The 19205-nt window shown below is 71.2% G+C and carries 16 protein-coding genes; 14 read left to right on the top strand and 2 right to left on the bottom strand.

Annotated features, from left to right (window positions below):
* Positions 1 to 11 precede the first annotated feature (11 nt).
* From NBW77_RS03465 to NBW77_RS03425, 9 genes are all read left to right on the top strand, one after another.
* A complete protein-coding gene (locus NBW77_RS03465; protein WP_131748205.1) occupies positions 12 to 2138 on the top strand; it encodes a mycofactocin system FadH/OYE family oxidoreductase 1 in 2127 nt (708 codons plus the stop codon).
* Positions 2135 to 4138, top strand: coding sequence for a mycofactocin system FadH/OYE family oxidoreductase 2 (locus NBW77_RS03460; protein WP_250279265.1), 2004 nt, complete (start codon positions 2135 to 2137; stop codon positions 4136 to 4138). Before NBW77_RS03465 ends, NBW77_RS03460 begins: the two co-directional genes overlap by 4 nt.
* A complete protein-coding gene (locus NBW77_RS03455) occupies positions 4139 to 5200 on the top strand; it encodes a mycofactocin-associated electron transfer flavoprotein alpha subunit (RefSeq protein ID WP_131748208.1) in 1062 nt (353 codons plus the stop codon). It abuts the gene before it with no gap.
* Positions 5197 to 6627, top strand: coding sequence for an FAD-dependent oxidoreductase (locus tag NBW77_RS03450; RefSeq protein ID WP_250279264.1), 1431 nt, complete (start codon positions 5197 to 5199; stop codon positions 6625 to 6627). The genes NBW77_RS03455 and NBW77_RS03450 overlap by 4 nt, the downstream gene beginning before the upstream one ends.
* 35 nt (positions 6628 to 6662) lie before the next feature.
* On the top strand, positions 6663 to 6992 hold the full coding sequence (locus NBW77_RS03445) for a ferredoxin family protein (protein WP_131748212.1): 330 nt from the start codon (positions 6663 to 6665) through the stop codon (positions 6990 to 6992).
* Positions 6970 to 7983, top strand: a complete 1014-nt coding sequence (locus NBW77_RS03440; RefSeq protein ID WP_250279263.1) for an adenine nucleotide alpha hydrolase family protein — start codon at positions 6970 to 6972, stop codon at positions 7981 to 7983. The genes NBW77_RS03445 and NBW77_RS03440 overlap by 23 nt, the downstream gene beginning before the upstream one ends.
* Before the next feature lie 34 nt (positions 7984 to 8017).
* Positions 8018 to 8695, top strand: a complete 678-nt coding sequence (gene mftE, locus NBW77_RS03435; protein WP_242606043.1) for a mycofactocin biosynthesis peptidyl-dipeptidase MftE — start codon at positions 8018 to 8020, stop codon at positions 8693 to 8695.
* The gene (locus tag NBW77_RS03430) at positions 8692 to 9486 is read left to right on the top strand and encodes a mycofactocin-coupled SDR family oxidoreductase (RefSeq protein WP_131748214.1); all 795 of its coding nucleotides are present in this window, start codon (positions 8692 to 8694) and stop codon (positions 9484 to 9486) included. Before mftE ends, NBW77_RS03430 begins: the two co-directional genes overlap by 4 nt.
* A gap of 71 nt (positions 9487 to 9557) precedes the next feature.
* Positions 9558 to 10670: an NDMA-dependent alcohol dehydrogenase gene (locus tag NBW77_RS03425; protein WP_131748216.1), complete on the top strand. Its 1113-nt coding sequence runs from the start codon at positions 9558 to 9560 to the stop codon at positions 10668 to 10670.
* Positions 10671 to 10855: 185 nt separating this feature from the next.
* On the opposite strand, the gene NBW77_RS03420 is transcribed toward NBW77_RS03425, so the two are convergent.
* Together NBW77_RS03420 and NBW77_RS03415 are read right to left on the bottom strand one after the other, a co-directional pair.
* Positions 10856 to 11815 (bottom strand): electron transfer flavoprotein subunit alpha/FixB family protein, encoded by a 960-nt coding sequence (locus tag NBW77_RS03420; protein ID WP_131748218.1) that lies wholly within the window; start codon positions 11813 to 11815, stop codon positions 10856 to 10858.
* 13 nt (positions 11816 to 11828) lie between these two features.
* Positions 11829 to 12614, bottom strand: a complete 786-nt coding sequence (locus NBW77_RS03415; protein WP_131748220.1) for an electron transfer flavoprotein subunit beta/FixA family protein — start codon at positions 12612 to 12614, stop codon at positions 11829 to 11831.
* 263 nt (positions 12615 to 12877) lie between these two features.
* Between NBW77_RS03415 and NBW77_RS03410 the strand changes: the two genes are divergently transcribed.
* The 5 genes from NBW77_RS03410 (at position 12878) to NBW77_RS03390 (ending at position 19180) form a co-directional block, all read left to right on the top strand.
* Positions 12878 to 14284, top strand: a complete 1407-nt coding sequence (locus tag NBW77_RS03410; RefSeq protein ID WP_250279262.1) for an NsdA family TPR-like regulatory protein — start codon at positions 12878 to 12880, stop codon at positions 14282 to 14284.
* A 147-nt stretch (positions 14285 to 14431) separates the two neighbouring features.
* Complete coding sequence (locus NBW77_RS03405; protein WP_250279261.1) at positions 14432 to 15250, top strand: class I SAM-dependent methyltransferase; 819 nt, start codon at positions 14432 to 14434, stop codon at positions 15248 to 15250.
* Entirely contained in the window at positions 15247 to 16773 is a 1527-nt protein-coding gene (locus tag NBW77_RS03400; RefSeq protein ID WP_250279260.1) for a 1,4-alpha-glucan branching protein domain-containing protein, read from the top strand. Before NBW77_RS03405 ends, NBW77_RS03400 begins: the two co-directional genes overlap by 4 nt.
* Complete coding sequence (locus NBW77_RS03395; RefSeq protein WP_250279259.1) at positions 16770 to 18119, top strand: glycosyltransferase family 4 protein; 1350 nt, start codon at positions 16770 to 16772, stop codon at positions 18117 to 18119. Before NBW77_RS03400 ends, NBW77_RS03395 begins: the two co-directional genes overlap by 4 nt.
* A gap of 26 nt (positions 18120 to 18145) precedes the next feature.
* Positions 18146 to 19180 carry an endonuclease/exonuclease/phosphatase family protein gene (locus NBW77_RS03390; RefSeq protein WP_242606045.1) on the top strand — a complete coding sequence of 345 codons (1035 nt, stop codon included), beginning with the start codon at positions 18146 to 18148 and terminating at the stop codon, positions 19178 to 19180.
* Positions 19181 to 19205 lie beyond the last annotated feature (25 nt).

Below are 19205 nucleotides of genomic sequence, written 5' to 3'. Positions count from 1 at the left end.
CGGTTTCACCGATGACGGGGTCGACCATGCTGCTCACAGATCCGCTCACCCTGGGCGGCCGGAACGCGCCGAGCCGGGTGCTGTTCGGGCCGCACGAGACCAACCTGTGCCGAGGCCGGGCGTTCTCGTCACGGTCGGTGGCCTACTACGCCCGGCGGGCGGCCGGTGGCGCGGGTGTGATCGTGACGGAGGAGGCGTCCGTCCACCCGTCGGACTGGCCGTACGAACGGGCACCGCTGGCCGCGGACTGCGGTCCGGGCTGGCGGGCGATCGCGGAGGCGGTCCACCCGCACGGCACCCTACTGATCGCCGCGCTGGGACACTCCGGTGGTCAGGGCAGTTCGGCGTACTCCCAGCGGGAGCTGTGGGCACCGTCACGGATACCCGAGGTGAACACCCGCGAGATCCCCAAGTCGATGGAGCCTGGTGACATCGACGCGGTCGTGGACGGCTTCACCGGAGCGACCCGCACCGCGCTCGCCGCCGGCTGTGACGGCGTGGAGGTCAACGCGGGCCAGCACAGCCTCGTCCGCCAGTTCCTGTCGGGCCTGACGAACACCCGGGACGACGGCTACGGCGCGGACCGGCTGCGCTTCGCGCGGGAGGTCCTGGCCGCCACGCGGGAGGCTGCCGGGGACGCGATCGTCGGGCTGCGGCTGTCCTGCGACGAGCTGGCGCCGTGGGCGGGCGTGACCCCCGAAACGGCCGTCGGGATCGCCCGCGCCCTCGCCGGGATGTACGACTACCTGGCGGTCGTCCGCGGATCGATCTTCACGGTGTCGGCGACCCGGCCGGACATGCACGTCGAGCCCGGTTTCAACCGGGAGCTCACGGCCACGGTCCGCGGGGCGTTGCGCGGCCCGGACGGCCCCGGGGTCCCGGTCGTGCTGCAGGGCAGTGTGGTGGACGTCGACATGGCCGAGGAGGCACTCGTCGCCGGTGTCGCCGACGCGGTGGAGATGACCCGGGCGCAGATCGCCGACCCCGGCCTGGTGGTGACCGTGCGGGCCGGGGGCGCCCCGCGTCCGTGCATCCTGTGTAACCAGATCTGCCAGGTGCGGGACAACCGCAACCCGCTGGTGTCGTGCGTGGGTGAACCGTCGTCCGGCCACGAGACCACCGATCCGGTGGTGGTCGGCCCGGCGCGGGTGCCTGTCGCGGTCACGGTGATCGGCGGGGGGCCGGCCGGTCTGGAGGCTGCCCGGGTCGCGGCCCTGCGCGGGCATCCGGTGACACTGCTGGAACGCGCGCCTCGGCTCGGTGGAGCGGTCGTCGCGGCGGCCGCCGGCGCGGGACGGTCCCGCCTGACCCGTCTCACCGACTGGTTGGAGTCGGAGTGCCGCCGGCTCGGCGTGGAGGTTCGCACCGGCGTCGAGGCGGACGTCGACTGGACTGCCGCCGACGGGACGGCCGGGGGTGCCGCGGTGATCGTGGCGATCGGTGGCCGCGACGGCGAGCAGCCCATCTCGATCGGCGGCCCGGAACCCGTCGGATGGGACGGGGAATCCACCGCCGAGGTCCCGGCAGCCGCGGCGGTCGTGCTGACCGCTCGGGCGCTGCTGACCACGGCGTCCCTGGGTTCGGACACCGCAACAGTGGACGGTCCGGTGGTGGTGTGGGACCCCCTCGGTAACTCGACGGGGATCGCGGTCGCCGAGCGGCTCGCCGGGGCCGGCCGTGACGTCACCCTGGTCTCGCCGGATCCGGTGGTCGGCACGCAGCTGTCACGGACCGGTGATCTCGCCCCGGCGAACGTCCGGCTGCACCAGGCCGGGGTGAAGCTGGTGAAACGGACCCGCCTCACCCAGTTGAAAGGCACGGTCCTGTACGGAGAGGACGTGTTCTCCGACGCGGCGGTCGAGATCGCGTGCGCGACGCTGGTCACCAACACGGCCGACCTGCCTGCGCTCGGACCCGAGGAGATCGAGGCGGCACCCGGGACGGTCGTCGGGGACGCGGTCGCACCCCGCACCATCCACGAAGCCGTGTTGGAGGGGCGTCGGGCCGCGCTCGCGCTCGGGGACGGGGTGTCCCGGTCGACGAACCCCGACCGGACGAACCCCGACCGGACGAACCCGGACCGGACGAACCCGGACCGGACGAACCTGAGCCCGGGGAGCCGGAGGATCGGTCGATGAGTCAGTACCGGCATCTGTTCAGCCCGCTTCGGCTCGGGCCGGTCACGGTCGCGAACCGCATCGTGTTCTCCGCGCACCTGACCAACTACGCCGCCGACGGGTTACCCACCGAGCAGCACGCCGCCTACTACGCCACCCGGGCGGCCGGCGGCACCGGACTGATCATCACCGAGGAACACTCGGTGCATCCGACGGACTGGCCGTACGAGAAACTGATCCACGGCTTTTCCCGGGCGGCGATCCCGGGCTACCGGCGCATCACCGATGCGGTCCACCGACACGGCGTTCCGATCTTCGCGCAGATCAACCACAACGGCGGGCAGGCGTCCGGGATGTTCTCCCGGCTGCCGGTGTGGGCACCGTCGGCCGTGCCCGACCCGCTGTTTCGGGAGGTTCCCAAAGCGATCAGCAAGGCTGAGATCGCCGAGGTCGTCGCCGGCTACGCGACGACCGCCGGGAACTGCGCCGAGGGCGGCTTCGACGGGATCGAGCTGCAGTGCTCGCACTCCTCGATCGTGCGGGGGTTCCTGTCCCCGGCGACGAACCGGCGTACCGACGGCTACGGGGGTGACCTCACGGGCCGGGCCCGGCTGCTGTTGGAGATCGTCCGCGCGGTGCGGGACGCGATCGGCCCCGGGCTCGCTCTCGGTGTCCGGTTGTGCGGCGACGAGCTGATCGAAGGCGGCATCACCCTCGACGAGTGCGTCGCGGTCGCGCGGATGGTCGAGGCGACCGGCGCCGTCGACTACATCAACACCTCCATCGGGACCGCCACCTCGACCCTTTACATGATCGAGGCCTCGATGGCGGTCCCGCCCGGGTATGCACTATTCATCCCGTCCGCGATCCGGGGGGCCGTGGACCTTCCAGTGGTCGGCGTCGGCCGGTTCAAGGACCCGTTGCAGGCCGACCGGGCGCTCGCCGATGGCCACTGCGACCTTGTCGGCGTCGTCCGGGGGCAGATCGCGGACGCGAACTTCGCCCGCCTCGCCCGCGCCGGGGCAACCGAGAGCATCCGCCTGTGCCTGTCATGCAACCAGGAATGCGTCGGACGGATGGGTCTGAACCGCTGGCTCGGTTGCATCGAGAACCCGCTGACCGGCCGGGAGGCGGTTCGGGCCGCCGAAAGCAGCATCGAATCCGGTCCGGATGGCCGCAGCCCGGCCGGCATGCTGATCCTGCCGACCCCGGTGAAGCCCAGGGACGTGCTCGTGGTCGGCGCCGGCCCGGCCGGCATGCAGGCGGCGATCAGCGCCCATCGTGCCGGCCACCGCGTCACCCTGGTGGAGGCGTCCGACGAACCGGGTGGGCAGGTGCGCCTCGCCGCCGGCGTTGCGAGCCGCGCCGAGTTCGGTGACCTCGTCCGCAACCAGCTCACGGAACTGCGCACGCTCGGTGTGACGGTCAAGACCGGGATCCGGATGGACGTCGACCACGTCCGCGACCACCGTCCGGACGTGGTTGTCGTGGCCACCGGCAGCCGCCCGGCCCGGCCGTGGTGGGCGGCCCCCGACGATGCGCGGGTCTGTTCGCTGCGGGCGGTCCTCGACGGGTCGGCGTCTCCGTCGGGCCGGGTGGCTATCGTCGACGAGATCGGCTTCCACCATGCGACGTCGGTGGCGGAACTGCTCGCCGACCGCGGCTGCCAGGTCGAGGTGATCTCACCGGACATGCAGGTCGGGCAGGGCCTCGGCGTGACGTTGGACAGTGAGGGCTGGAACATCCGGGCAGCCGCGAAGGGCATCGACCAGACACCGGACAGTGTGGTGCTGGGCCTCGACGAGACTGGGTTGCAAGTGCTGTTCCACCCGACGGGGACGACCACGGCGCGAGCTTTCGACCACGTCGTCCTAGCCGTGCCCGAGGAACCGGACGACGACCTGTACATCGCTCTGCGTGATACTGGCGGAATCCCCGTCCACCGGATCGGCGACTGCGTGGCACCGCGCCGTGCGCATGCCGCCGTGATCGAAGGCGACCGGATCGGGAGGAACCTGTAGATGTCCACCACCTCAACCGGTTCATTACTTGGTGTAATCGTGGTGCGCCGCGGGGTGCTGCCTGCGGGCGCGGATGAAGTGACCGCGGAAGCCGGTGGACGCGTACTGCTCGTCGGTGACGGCGTCGCCGGTGCGGTGGCGGGCCTCACCGCCGCGGCCGACGTGCTGCTGTGGGAGGCCGGCGAGTTCGCACCGGCCGCCTGGTCCGCGGCTCTGGCGACCGAACTCGACGGCGAACTCGACGGCGAACTCGACGGCGAACTCGACGGCGCGGATGTGATCATCATGCCCGCGTCCCCGGACGGGCGGGATTTCGCCCCACGCCTCGCCGCGGTTCTCCGACGGCCACTGGTCGCGAACGCCATCGCCGTGCGCACCGGCGAGATCGTGGCCGATCGTTACGACGGACGGCTCGCCGAGCACTCACCGGTGCGGGGACCGGTGGTGGCGACCCTCATACCGGGAGTCCGCGGAGTCGCGCCGTGCCCGGGCGTCCCTCGCATCCGCACGATCTCGCCGAGGCCTGCGCACCCGGATGCGGCATCCGACGCCGAGGTCCTGGAGGTGCTGGCCGCGGATCCGGCGACGATCGCGCTGACCGAGGCGTCGCGCATCGTCGGCGGCGGGCACGGAATGGGCGGCCCGGACGCGTTCGCGCTGCTCGCCGACGTGGCTGCCGCCATCGGCGCGTCGCTCGGCGGCACCCGGATGGTAGCCGATCTTGACTGGATTCCCTTCGAACGCCAGATCGGCACCACCGGGGCGATCGTGACACCCCGGCTCTACCTGGCCTTCGGCGTGAGCGGAGCCGTCCAGCACACCAGCGGGCTGGGCAGCCCGGACCACGTGATCGCGGTCAACACCGACGGGAGCGCGCCGATGATGGCCATGGCCGATCTCGCGATCATCGCGGACGCCCCCGCGGTCGTGACCGAGCTGCGACGACGGCTGTCCGGCCCGGCCGGTATCGCCGTCGCCGTCGCCGTCGCCGTCGCCGTCGCCGTCGCGCACAGCACCACCGGAAACGTCGCCATGGGGGACGAGGAGGGGACCACGCCGTGAGCGGCTCACCGTCCTGGAACGACCGCTATCCGGACGGGCATCTGGCCATGCCCCCGGCGCGGCCGTCCACCAACCCGGTCCCATCGCCCGCACCGCAACCATCGGACGCCGGGTACGGCTCCGGGTACGACACGGATGTGATCGTCGTCGGTGCGGGGCCGGCCGGCGCGGCGGCCGCACTGGTCGTGGCACGGGCGGGCAGGTCCGTGATGCTGCTGGAACGCGGGCCGTTCCCCGGGTCGAAGAACCTCTACGGCGGGGTCGTCTACGGGCGCGTGCTCGACGAGCTGGTACCGGACTGGGCCGAGCAGGCGCCCATCCAGCGGTGGGTCACCCGCCGGCAGACCATGATCCTGACGGGTGAGCGGGCCCTCGCCATCGACTTCCGCAACCAGAACTGGGGCCGCCCGCCGTACAACGGCGCGACCGCGCTGCGGCCCGAGTTCGACGCATGGCTCGCGGGGTTGGCCGAGAAGGAAGGCGCCACCCTCGTCACGTCCACGGTGGCGACCGGGCTGCTGCGGGACCCGACCTCCGGGCGGATCATCGGCGTGCGCACCGACCGTCCCGACGGTGACCTGCGGGCACCGTTGGTGATCGCCGCGGACGGGGTGAACTCGTTCCTGGCGAAGGAGGCGGGCCTGTACCCGAACGCCGGCGCCCGCCACTTCACCCTCGGCGCCAAGGAGGTCCTGTCCCTGCCCCGCGGCGAGATCGAGGCCCGCTTCGGGGTACGCGACCGCGACGGCGTCGACATCGAGATCCTCGGCGGGACCGGCGGGGTCGGCGGCGGCGGGTTCGTCTACACCAACCTGGACACGATCTCGGTAGGCGTGGTCCTGTCCGTGGCGGACCTCGCCGCATCCGGGCGGCGTCCCGAGGACCTCATCGCCGGGCTGAAGGCCCACCCGGCGATCCGCCCACTGGTCGAGGGCGGCGAACTCGTCGAGTACGGCGCGCACCTGATCCCCGAGGGGGGCTACGACGCCATGCCGTCGCTGGTCGCCGACGGGATGCTGGTCACCGGCGACGCCGCCGCGATGTGCCTGGCCGCCGGGATCTGGCTGGAAGGGGTCAACTTCGCGATCGGTTCCGGCGCCGCCGCCGGCCGGACCGCGGTGGAGGCCCTAGACGCGCACAACACCTCCGTGCGCGGACTCGCCGGTTACCGGCGACGCCTGGAGTCGTCGTTCGTGCTCGCCGACCACAAGAAGCTGCGCCGCGCTCCAGCGCTCGTCCTCGGCGACCGGATGCAAAAGCAGTACCCGGAGCTGATCTGCGGGATCGTCGAGGACATGTTCACCGTGACGAACCCGCATCCGAAACGGGGTCTTATGGCGATCGCGCGGTACCGGATGCGCGCCACCGGCGTGAAACTACGTGACCTCGTCCGGGACGGGGCCGCCGCCCTGCGCACCTTCGGCTGATCAACCAGATGACGACCACTCAAGGGGACCGCGCCATGAGTACCCGGACCTTCCTGCGCTGGCCCGCCCGGCCGTCGTCCGCGGACACGTTGTCGTTCGCCGACCGGATGGACACGGTGCGCTTCGATGTGACGGAGAAGGCGCACATCACCGTCGACTCGACCGTGTGCGAGAAGTGCACCACCAAGGCATGTGTGACCGCCTGCCCGGCGAACCTGTTCGTACCGAAATCCGATGGCGGCATCCTGTTCAACCACGAGCAGTGCTTCGAATGCGGCACCTGCTACATGGTCTGCGGCGAACAGGGCGCGATCGCCTGGAGCTACCCGGAAGGGGGTCGCGGTGTCGTCTTCCGCCACGGCTGAAACCACCGCCACGGCTGAAACCACCGGCATGCCTCGGCCCCGGATCACCGTGCTGGTGGCCCATTCGCCGCTGGCGGTCGAGGTGGACCCGCTGACCGCAGAGGTGACGGTCGACGAGCGGCTGTCCGGCCTGTCCGCCGCCGACCAGGCAGCCTGCGAATGGGCGCTGCGCCTCGGTGACGCCTGGTCCGCGCCGGTGCGCGCGCTCACCGTCGGACCACCCGCCGCCGACGCCACGCTGCGGGAAGCACTCGCTGCCGGCGCCGCAACGGCGATCCGGGTGGATGCCGGCGCCGACGCCGACCCACGGGTGGTCGCCGCGGGAGTGGTCGCGGCCCTGCGTCGGGACGCCGCCGGTCGGGACGCCGCCGGTCGGGACATCGTGGTGGCCGGCACCTGGTCCCCGCGCCGTGGCTCGGGCGCGGTACCGGCGCTGGTCGCCGCGGGGCTCGGTGGAGGCCGCGGGACAGACGGAGATCATGGGATGGTCGGTGCGGCACAGGCGCTCGGTCTGCTCTCCCTCACCCCGACCACGCCGGGTGTCGTCGAAGCCGAACGCCGTCTCGACGGAGGCCGACGGGAACGGCTGCGGGTACGGGCACCGGCCGTGCTGTCGGTGGATCCCGGGACGGCGGCGCTGCGCCGCGCCGGGCTGCGCGCGGTGGTCGCGGCCCGCAGCGCGCCGATCGAGGTGGTGCGGGTCGCTCTCCCGGCGTCACTGCCGGCGACCGGCGCACCACTGCGTCCCCGACCGAAGGTGCTGCTCCCTCCGGATCAGACTCTGCCAGCCCGCGAACGCGTCCGGAAACTGACCGGTGCCGGGGAGTCCCGTGGCCACCTCGAACGGACGATCATCCGCCTGGATCCACCGGAGGCAGCCGACCGCATCCTCGTCGCCCTGCGGCACTGGGGCTATCTCACCGCCGGCGAAACCCCCGGCGAAACCCCCGGCGAAACCCCTGGCGAAACCGCTGACGAACAACCTCGGTGAGCGCTGCTGGCCACAGCTGTCCGAGGAGTCACCGTTGCTGGCCGTACCGCTGGGGAGCACCGAGCAACACGGGCCGCACCTGCCGCTCGACACCGACACCCGGATCGCGCGGGCGCTCACGGACGGGTTGGCCGCACGGGTGGCGGGCGTCCTCGCCGCCCCGGCGCTGGCCTACGGCGCGAGCGGGGAACACGCCGGTTTCCCCGGGACGCTGTCGCTGGGTAGCCGCGTTCTCGCGCTGGCCCTGGTCGAGTTGACCCGTTCCGCGGACGCCACGGCATCAGGCGTGGTGTTCGTGAACGGGCACGGCGGCAACGCCTCGGCGCTGCGGGAGGCGGTCACACTGCTGCGTTCCGAGGGACGACGGGTCCTCGCCTGGGCGCCGCGGTCGGCTCTTGCCGCCAGGGTCGGGGTACCGTCCGGCGACACGGACCTGCACGCCGGACGGGTCGAAACATCCCTTATGCTGCACCTGGCATCCGACCTGGTGCGTCTCGATCGGGCGGTCGCCGGCCCGTCACCGACGCTCGCCGAGCTGGTCCGCCGTGGGGTCCGGCCGCTGAGCCCCTCGGGTGTGCTGGGCGACCCGAGCGGAGCGTCCCCGGCCGAGGGTGCCCTGATATTTCACGCATACGTGGACGACCTGGTCGCAGCCGTCCTCCGATGGGACGAAACCCGACGGGATGAAAACCGACGGGAGGAGACCCGGTGACAGGAAGCCCGGTCGCGGTGGTGACCGGCGCGGCCCGCGGTCTGGGGGCCGCGGTCGCGGCAGCCCTAGACGAGCGCGGGTACCGGCTCGTACTCACCGACATCGCGGCCGATCCCGCCGCCCCGCAGAAGCCCGCTACCGACGGCTACCCGTACGCCACCTGGGATGATCTGGCGAAGGTCGCGGCGGGCTGCGCCGAGGCGGTGGCCGTGCGGGCCGACGTCCGGGTCCAGTCCGATCTCGACGCCGCGGTCGGGATCGCCCGCGGCAGGTTCGGTCGCCTCGACGCCGCGGTCGCGGTCGCCGGGGTGATCGCGGGCGGGCCGCCGCTGTGGGAGACCGACGACCGCACCTGGCGGATGCTGCAGGCCGTCGATCTCGATGGCGTGTTCCACCTCGTCCGGGCGGCCGTACCGGCGCTGCTGTCCGCGCCCGCCGGCCGGTTCGTGGCGGTTTCCTCGGCGGCGGGCACCCGTCCGCTGGCACGCCTCGCCGCGTACTCGGCGGCCAAACACGGCGTTGTCGGGCTGGTCCGCAGCCTCGCCGCGGACCTCGCCGGCACAACGGTGACCGCGAACGTCGTATGCCCGGGGTCGATGGACACGATGATGCTCGCCGAGACCGCGCGGGTTTACGACCTGGACGGGGTCGATGAGTTCGCTCAGCATGCCTTCCAACGACGCATCCTCGACCCCGCCGAGGTGGCGGAGGCGGTCGGGTGGCTGTGCTCACCGGCCGCGGGCGCGCTGACCGGAGCGGTCGTGCCCGTGGACGCCGGCTTCACCGGATAGGCGACATCACCAGAAGGGACAGGTCCGGCCGATCAGCGGGTGGACCACAGGAAGGGCTCAGGGAGGATCCGGTGCGGACTCGGGCGGCAATGATCTGGGGGCACGGCGAGGACTGGACGGTCGACGAGATCGATCTGGACGACCCGCGCAAGGGTGAGGTCATGGTCGCCCTTGCCGCGACCGGATTGTGCCATTCCGATGAGCACCTGCGGCTGGGCGACATGCCCGCCTACGGCTTCCCGATGATCGGCGGCCATGAAGGGGCCGGTGTCGTGGAAAAGGTCGGTCCGGGTGTGACATCGGTGCGTGAGGGCGACCATGTGGTACTGAGCTTCGTCCCCGCGTGCGGCCGGTGCCCGTCGTGCTCGCGGGGGCATCAGAACCTCTGCGACCTGGGCGCGCATCTGCTTGTCGGCCTCCAACTCGACCGGACCTCCCGTCACCACGTCCGCGGCGGCGACGCCCGCCTGATGTGCCTGGTAGGCGCGTTCGCCGGGCACACCGTATGCGGCGAGGCGTCCGTCATCCGGATCGACAAGGACATCCCGCTGGAGCTCGCCGCGCTGGTCGGCTGCGCGGTGACCACCGGATGGGGATCGGCCGTGTACGCGGCGGAGGTGAAGCCCGGTGACACGGTCGTGGTGATGGGCGTCGGCGGGGTCGGCACCAACGCCGTGCAGGGCGCGCGCCACGCCGGCGCCCAGCATGTGATCGCCCTCGACCCGGCCGGATTCAGGCGCCGGCAGGCCCCCACGTTCGGGGCGACCCATGTGGCGGCGTCCCACAGCGAGGCGTTCGAGCTGGTCCGCGACCTCACCCACGGCCGGTACGCCAACTCGACGATCATCACGGTGGGTGTGCCCGGCAGGGACACCATCCGGCAGGCCATGGCGCTGACCGGCAAGGCCGGGACGGTCGTGCTCACCTCGATGGCCCCGTTCACCCAGACCGACCTGACGCTGCCCATGGCGGAGCTGACCACCTTGGAGAAGAGCATCCGGGGCAGCCTGTTCGGGTCGGCGAACCCGCGTTACGACGTGCCGAAGCTGCTGTCACTGTGGAGGTCGGGTCAGCTCAGGCTGGAGGAGCTGGTGACCCGCAGTTACAAGCTCGACGACATCAACCTCGGCTACGAGGACATGTACCGCGGGGACACCATCCGGGGCGTCCTGACCTTCACGTAGCCCGGACGTAGGTGGTTTCGGTCGTGATAGCGACGGTTTCCACCTACAGATGTCGGTAAACCCCCACCGGCTGTAGGTGGAAACTGTCGTCATAGCAACGGTTTCCACCTACAGAAATGACAGCGGCCGGGTGTTCCCGATGAGGAACACCCGGCCGCCGGAACGTCCGTGAAAAGAAGCCGGGACTATGCCTTGTGCTTCTCGACCGCGTCGGTGAGCTGCGGGACGACGTTGAACAGGTCACCCACGATGCCGTAGTCGGCGAACTCGAAGATCGGAGCCTCCGGGTCCTTGTTGATCGCGACGATGGTCTTGGACGTCTGCATCCCGGCCCGGTGCTGGATCGCGCCGGAGATGCCGACCGCGATGTAGAGCTGCGGCGACACCGTCTTGCCGGTCTGCCCGACCTGGTTCTGGTGCGGGTACCAGCCGGCGTCGGTCGCCGCGCGGGACGCGCCCACCGCGGCACCGAGAGTGTCAGCCAGCTTCTCCACCAGCGCGAAGTGCTCGGCCGCCCCGAGACCCCGACCGCCGGAGACGACGATCTGCGCCTCGGTGAGGTCCGGACGCCCGGACTTGGCTTCTACCACCCGGTCGAGGATCTTCGCCGACCTGGCCGAGTCCGAGATCGTGATGTCGACCTTCTCCTCGACCGGCGTGGTCGGTGCAGCCTCGGGAGTGGTGGTGTTCGGCCGCACCGCGAAGATCGGCGTTCCCTTGGTGACCTTCGAGGTGACGATTGTGGAACCACCGAAGATGCCCTGGGTCGCGGCCAGTTCCGGGGTGAGGCCGACAGCGTCCCAGATCAGGCCCGACCCGGTCTTCGCGGCCGTACGCGCGGCGGCCTCCCTGGCGTCCGGCGTGGCGGCCGTCAGAACCGCCGCCGGCGCCTTGTCGGTCACCAGCTTGGCAAGCACCTCGGCCACCGGGGCCACCACATAGTCGGAGACGTCCTCGGACTCGACGACATACACCGTGGAGGCGCCGTACTGGGCCAGGTAGTCCTTGGCTTTCGCGTACGTTCCGGGCGCGCCCAGGAAGACCGCGGACGCCTCACCCAGCGACCGGGCGAGCGTCAGCAGCTCGGCGGTGACTTTCTTCGGCTCGCCGTCCGCATGCTCGACGAGAACAAGAACCTCAGCCATCGAACCAGACCCCTCAGATCAGCTTCTGTGCGGCGAGGAACTCGGCGGCCTTCGTGCCACCGTCACCCTCGTCCTTGACAATCGTTCCACTCTGACGGGGCGGAGCGGGCTTGGCGTCCGCCACCGTCGACCCGGCGTTGGCGAGCCCCACCGTGTCTGCGGCCAACCCGGCGTCGGCGACCGACAGGGTGGTCAGCGGCTTCTTCTTCGCCGCCATGATGCCCTTGAACGACGGGTAACGCGGCTGGTTGATCTTTTCTACGACCCCCACGACCACGGGTGTGGACGCTTCCACCAGAGCGTAGCCATTGTCAGCCTGGCGCTCGATCCGTACGGTGCCCGCGCCGGGATCGACGGTCACCTTACGGGCCTGGGTGAGCTGCGGGAATCCGAGCCGTTCGGCGAGGAGTGCCCCCATCACACCACCGCGGGCGTCGGACGCTTCGGTAGCGGTGATGACGATATCCGGCGAAAGGGTGGAAATGACCTTGGCAAGCGCGGCGGAGGTCTGCAGGGCGTCGGAACCTGCCAGCGCCTCGTCGGTGATGTGCACGGCCTTGTCCGCACCCATCGACAGAGCCTTGCGCACAGTTTCCAGAGCCTTCTCGGGACCCATGGTGACCACGGTCACCTCACCACCATGGGCCTCTTTGATCTTCAGGGCCTCCTCGACCCCGTACTCGTCCATCTCGTTCATGACGTTGTCAACGCTCTTGCGATCCGTCGTCCCGGTTGCGGGATCGAGCTTCTTCTCCGCCCAGGTATCCGGAACCTGCTTGACGGTAACGACGATGTTCACGCCTCGGGGCCTCCGTAGCCACATTCATTGGTGTTCATTGCTCTTGACATGGTCGCACCTGCATCGTCGAGACGCTCGATGATCGTCGGCGCGCCCCGGAGCCCGCTCGACCGACGCAGGAGGCGAAGGTAGGCATCGCGTGCATTCGCACGCGATTCTGCACGACCCCTTCCATTGTTGTGACAGCTTCACTACGTTCTGTCCGGTCACTATGAGACCGCCGATTCACCATGCAAGATCACTCACAGAGCTACGGGGGCTCGATGAGCAGGGAAGAAGAACTACCGGTCAACCTATCCAGCCAAACCCTCTTCGGACGTCTGCTCGCCGAGGCGTCCGTCTCCGACACCCGTTTCGCCCGGCAGGTCAACGAGCGCGCACGGCGTCTGCGTCGCGTCGAGCTCGGCCTCGCCCGGACCACCGTAGGCCACTGGCGTCGCGGTATGCGCCCCCGCGACCCCATGGTGGCCGAGCTTGCCGCCGCCGAGATGTCCACGCTGGTCGGCTATCCGATCGCGCCGACAGATCTTGGTTGGCGAGGCGAGACCTACCCCAGCGACGACTTCGGCCTTGCCGTGGCCGAGCAACCCACAGGAACCCTTCGGACCGTCGCGGGACTCTCAGGGAGGGACATGCGCAGACGCGATCTCCTTCACGACGGAGCCGCCTTCATCGCCACCGCCTTCGCGGACCCGGCGCTGGCCAGCCTGACCGGCGTCGTCAACACGATCGGTGAGGACGCCGTCGCCCCGATGCCGACCGCGTCCATGATCCGAGATATGACCGAGACCTTCCGCAAACTCGACGCCCGCTACGGAAGCGGCGAGATCCGCGGACAGGTCGTCGCCTTCCTGCACGACCGCGCCAAGGCTGCCCTGGAGTCCCGCCACACCCCCGACCTGTTCAGCGCCCTAGCGGAGCTGAGCCAGTTCGGCGGCTGGCTCGCCCAGGACTCCGACCGCCAGCCGCTTGCCCAGCGCTACTACATCCAGGCGCTGGGCCTTGCCGATCACTCCGGTGATGCCATGCTCGCCGGCCGGATCCTGGCCGGCATGAGCGACCAGGCAGGACGCCTCGGCCAGATCCGCCAGAGCCTCGCCATGGCCAGAGCCGCCATCGACCGGTCCTACAGCCTGGCATCCCCCACGGTGCGGGTGATGCTGCACGACAGGCACGCCTGGGCGCTGGCCCGCAGTGGCGACGAGGCCGGATGCAGCCAGGAGCTGCTCGCCATGGAACAGGAGATCGACCGCGCGGCGCCCGACGACGGACCGGCGTGGGCCTCGCACTACAACGAGGGGGACGTGGCCGAATGCAAGGGACACTGCCTCCTGCTGCTCGGCAAGGCGCGGGACGCCGAGCCGTTCCTGCTGGAGTCCCGCATCCGCCAGGCGCCGTCACGGACCCGTACCCGCAGCTATGCCGAGGCGGATCTTGCGATCTCCTACCTGCGCCGGCCGAGCCCGGACCTCGATGCGGCCCTGGACGCCGGACACCGCGCGGTCGAACTCGCCAGCCAGCTGGATTCCGCCCGGATCACCGAGAAACTGCGCGAGCTCGACAAGAGACTGACCGTGCATGACGATGTCGTCGCCGTCCGCCAGTGGCGGGCATACACCGATCCGCTGATCGCGAAACGGGGCCTGCGGGCCACCCCCACGGTGGCCTGATCCCAGCGGTCCGGTGGACGGCGCCCCCGGATTGTCACTCGGCGTCGTTCACCGGACCGCGTCGCGGCCGCGTCCCGGGCGGGACGCGGGCGAGACGCGGGCGGGCTGCCGACAGATCCTGGTTATCAGTGCGTAAGGTCGGGTTTCATGGTCAGGCACGAACCGGCGACACCGCACCGCGACACGGACCAAGCCCCTACCACACCCGAAGATCACGAAACCCTGCTCGCATGGGCGGTCTTCGGGGAACGCACCGTCCCCGGGGTGTGGTTCGAGCGGTACTGGTTCAAACGGCACGAGGCCGCCTATGCCGCGTTCGCCCCGTTCACCACCGGTGCCGTGGTCGTTGAGGCCGGTTGCGGCGAAGGTTACGGCGCGGCGATGCTGGCACGGTCCGCGTCCCGCGTCATCGCTGTCGACACCGCCGCGGACGCCACCCGCCATGTCGCCCGCGCCTACCATGGTCTCAGCCCCGTCCGCGCAGATCTTCAGCATCTGCCGTTCACCGACGGCGCCGCCGAGGTGATCGCGAACCTACAGGTCATCGAACACCTCGACGACCAGCCCGCGTTCGTTGCCGAATGCGCCCGGGTGCTGCGCCCGGCCGGCACCCTCGTCCTGACGACCCCGAACCGCCTGACCTTCTCCCCCGGACGGGACACGCCCGCGAATCCGTACCACACCCGGGAACTGGCCCCGGACGAACTCGTCTCGCTCCTCGACAAGCACTTCGTGGTGACCCGTCTGTGGGGGGTCCGGCACGGGCCACGGCTTGCGGCGTGGGAACACGCCCACGGCTCCATCGTGGACGCGCAGCTGGCCCGCCCCTTCCCGCAGTGGTCGGACGCCCTGGCCCAACGGGTACGAAGCATCGAGGTCAGCGACTTCGCACTGCATCCCGACACGTCCGACACCCCTGTCGCGTCCAGCCTCGACCTGGCCGTGGTGGCCTACCGGCGGCCATGAACCGTCGACCGCGGACTCCGACCGGCCCCGCCGAGCCGATCGGGACGTTCTGCCTGGTACTGCACACCCATCTGCCGTGGGTGGCCCACGCCGGAGCCTGGCCGGTCGGCGAGGAATGGCTCTACCAGGCGTGGACCGGTGCATACCTGCCCCTCGTCGGCCTCCTCGAACGGTTCGCCGACACCGGCCGGCGCCGGGTACTGACCCTCGGCATCACCCCGGTGCTCGCCGCCATGCTGGACGATCCCTACTGCCTGTCCGAGCTGGCGAGGTGGGCCGCGGACTGGCAGCTTCGGGCCCAGGGCGCGCTGGTCGACGGTGCACCCGGCGCGGCCTACGAGGGCCGGCTCGCCACCCGGACGCTGCGCGCGGTCGAAGGACGGTGGCGGCACGGGACGTCGCCGTTGCTGCGCCGCCTCGCCGACGACGGCGTCATCGAACTGCTCGGCGGACCGGCCTCGCATCCGGTGCTGTCCCTGCTGGACGACCGGTGCGTCCGGGCACAGCTCGACACCGGGCTCGATGACGCCGCGGTACGCCTGGGCACCCGCCCCCGCGGGATCTGGGCCCCCGAATGCGCCTACCGGCCGGGCCTCGAACGGCACTACGCGGACGCGGGCGTCACCCACTTCGTGATCGACGGCCCGACCGTCGGCGGCGAGACCGCCGGTGCCTACGACGTGGCCGGCAGCGGCGTGCTCGCGTTCCCCCGCGATCTCGGCGTCTCCTACGAGGTGTGGTCGCCGACGGCCGGCTATCCGGGCGGCGGGTGGTACCGCGACTTCCATACCTTCGACCACGGCAGCGGTCTGCGCCTGGCCAGGGTCACCTCCGTGCGCACCCCGCCGGAGCTCAAGGCACCGTACGAACCTGCTGCCGCCCGCGAGGCCGCCCGCACGGACGCCGCCCACTTCGTCGGGGTCGTCCGGCGCCGGCTGACCGAACTCGCCGACGCCAGGGACGGCCGTCCGGGGCTGGTCGTGTGCGCCTTCGACACCGAACTGTTCGGCCACCACTGGCACGAGGGGCCGGTGTTCCTGGAGGCGGTCCTCGCGATGCTTCCCGAGGCCGGGGTGCGTGTGTCGACGTTGTCGGACGCCGCCGCGGCCGGGCATGTCGAGGGTGTCCGTGAGCTGCCGGCCGGCTCCTGGGGGCTCGGTAAGGACTTCCACGTCTGGACGGACGTGACCGACCTGACCAAGATTGCGACCGAGGTGAACGAACGACTGCTCCAGATCGTGGCCGCCTCGGCCCGTCCCGGTGAGCGCGACGGCGTCCTCGACCAACTGACGCGGGAGGCGTTCCTCACCGGCTCCAGCGACTGGGCGTTCTGCGTCACCCATGACAGTGCGGCGGACTACGCCCGGTCCCGGGCCTACACCCATGCGGGACGCTTCGACACGCTGGCCGACACGGTCTGCGCGGGCGACCTGCCCGGCGCGGCCAGACTCGCCCGCCACTACGCCACATTGGACTACCCGTTCCCGCACCTGGACGCGCGCCGGCTCGGCGCGCTCAGGTGACGGTGTTGCGGGGCCTGCGGGTCCTCACCCTGTCGTGGGAGTACCCGCCGCTGGTCCACGGCGGGCTCGGCCGTCATGTCGCCGCGCTGTCGACGGCGCTGGCCGGCGCCGGATGCGAGGTCACGGTGGTGACGGCGGGCCCGGCCGGTATCGGGGTCGGTACCGGGACCGATACCCGGGCCGGGGCCGGGGCCGGGGCCGGGGCCGGGGCCGGGGAGGTCGCGGACCGGGTGCGGGTTGTCCGCGTCGGCCAGCCGGCGGTGACCGGGTCGGTCGAGACCCTGCTGGCGGAGGTGTCGGCCTTCAACGTCCGGCTGGCCGCCGCCGCTGTGCGGACCGCCGACCCGAAGGGGCCTGCCGTAACGACCGGTGCCGCGACGACCGCCGACAGTGCCCGGTTCGACGTGGTGCACGCCCATGACTGGGTGGTCGGGCAGGCGGCCGGCGCCGTCGCGGATGCCACCGGGCTCCCACTGGTCGTGACGATCCACGCCACCGAGGCAGGCCGTCATCAGGGCTGGTTACCGTCGGCGGCAAGCCGTGCGATCCACCGTGCCGAAGCGGAGCTTGCCGGGCGGGCGCACCGGGTCATCGCATGCTCACAGGCGTCCGCCGATGACGTGCGCCGGCTGTTCGGGGTGCACCGGTCACGGCTCGTCGTCATCCCGGGCGGTGTCGACCCCGCAGCCTGGAGCGCCGCATCCCCAGACGCCGCATCCCACGGCGCCGCATCCCACGGTCCGCCCCGGGATCCACTGATCGTCTTCGCCGGCCGGCTGGAGTACGAGAAGGGCGCGCAGACCCTGCTCGCCGCCCTGCCTGCGATCCACCGCGGGTATCCGGGCGCGCGCGTCGCCATCGCCGGTGCCGGCGGTTACGAGCGGGATCTGCGTGCCCTGGCGGAATCGGCGGGCCCGGCCGGCTCGGTGACGTTCACCGGCCGGCTCGACGCGCCGGAACTCGCCGCGCTGCTGCGGTCCGCGGACGTCGTCGCCGTCCCGTCCATCTACGAGCCGTTCGGGATGGTCGCGCTGGAAGCGATCGCCTGCGGGGCGCCGCTGGTGGTCTCCGACACCGGCGGACTACGCGACCTTGTCCAGGACGGGGTGAGCGGGCTGCGGGTGCCGCCCGCGGACCCGGACGCCCTGGCCACGGCCGTGCGCATGCTGCTCGCCGACCCGCGGCAGGCGCAGGTGATGGCCCGGTCCGCCGCATCCCGGCTTGCCCGCCACGCGTGGCCGGTCATCGCCGAGCGGGTGGGCGGGGTGTACCGGGCCGCGATGAGCAGCACACCGCCGACCCCGCCGCCGCCGCGCGCGATCCCGACCGGCAATCTATTGACATGACCCCACAATCGGGCGCCGGTTCCGACGTGCCCGTGTTCCCCGAGGACGAACCTGGCGGGTCGGGGATGAAGGGCCGTCCCCGCAGCGCTGCCGTCCTGCCGCCGCGGACATTGATGATCTTTGTTGCCTGGGTGGTCGTGGGCACGCTCGGGGTCCTCACCCTGGGCCGCCTCGTCCATCTCGACGACGCTCTGAGCTGGCCGTACTCGGGGATCAACGCGTTCACCCCGGTCGAGTACCTGCCCGCGTATGTGGCGCTGGCCATCGCCTTCGCCCTGCGGCGCAACCGGCTGCTGGTGGTCGCGCTCCTGGTCGTCATCGCCCATCTGGCCTGGACCGTGCCCGAGGTCTGGCCGGGGAAGCCCGCCCCCGCCCCCGCCGGCGCGGCACGGCTGCGGATCCTGACGTCCAACCTGCTGTACACCAATGCGCAGGCCGGGGGGCTCGGCAGCCAGATCCTCGGTCAGAAACCCGACATCGTCGTCTTGGAGGAGGTCACCCCGCTCACCCTCGGCGCGCTGGAACGGTCCGGTGCCCTGGCCGGCTACGCCTATCAGGAGGTGCACGCCCAGTCGGACCCGTGGGGTGTCGCGGTGTTCTCCCGCTTCCCGCTCGTCGATCCGCAGCCGCTGTCGGTCGCGGACCTGCCGTCCCTGCGGATGACCGTCCAGGTGGACGCACAACGCCGGTTCCGCCTCTTCGCCGTCCACACGGTCTCCCCGACCAACGCCGGCTACACCGCGACGTGGCGCAGGCAGCTGGACAACCTGCGGGCGGACGCCACCCTCACACCCATGCCGGTGGTGCTCGCCGGTGACTTCAACGCCACCCGCGACCACCGGCCGTTCCGGCGCCTGCAGGACGCGCATCTGCGCGACGCCCATGATGTCGTCGGTGCCGGCTGGACGCCCACCTGGAACGCGAAGAGCCTGTTCACCCCGCCGCTGCTGCGCATCGACCACGTGCTGGCCTCGACGCAGTTCGCCGTCACCGGCTACCAGGCGGGCGCCGAGTTCGGCAGCGACCACAAGCCCGTCATCGTCGACCTCGCCCTGCGCTGAAACATGCCGGCGCGAGCGGTGGTGA

It is taken from the genome of Frankia sp. Cppng1_Ct_nod, from assembly GCF_920656135.1.
In the GTDB taxonomy this organism is placed as follows: domain Bacteria; phylum Actinomycetota; class Actinomycetes; order Frankiales; family Frankiaceae; genus Protofrankia; species Protofrankia meridionalis.
The sequence above is the reverse complement of the archived record's forward strand: the minus strand, read 5'-3'. Positions and strand labels throughout refer to the sequence as shown.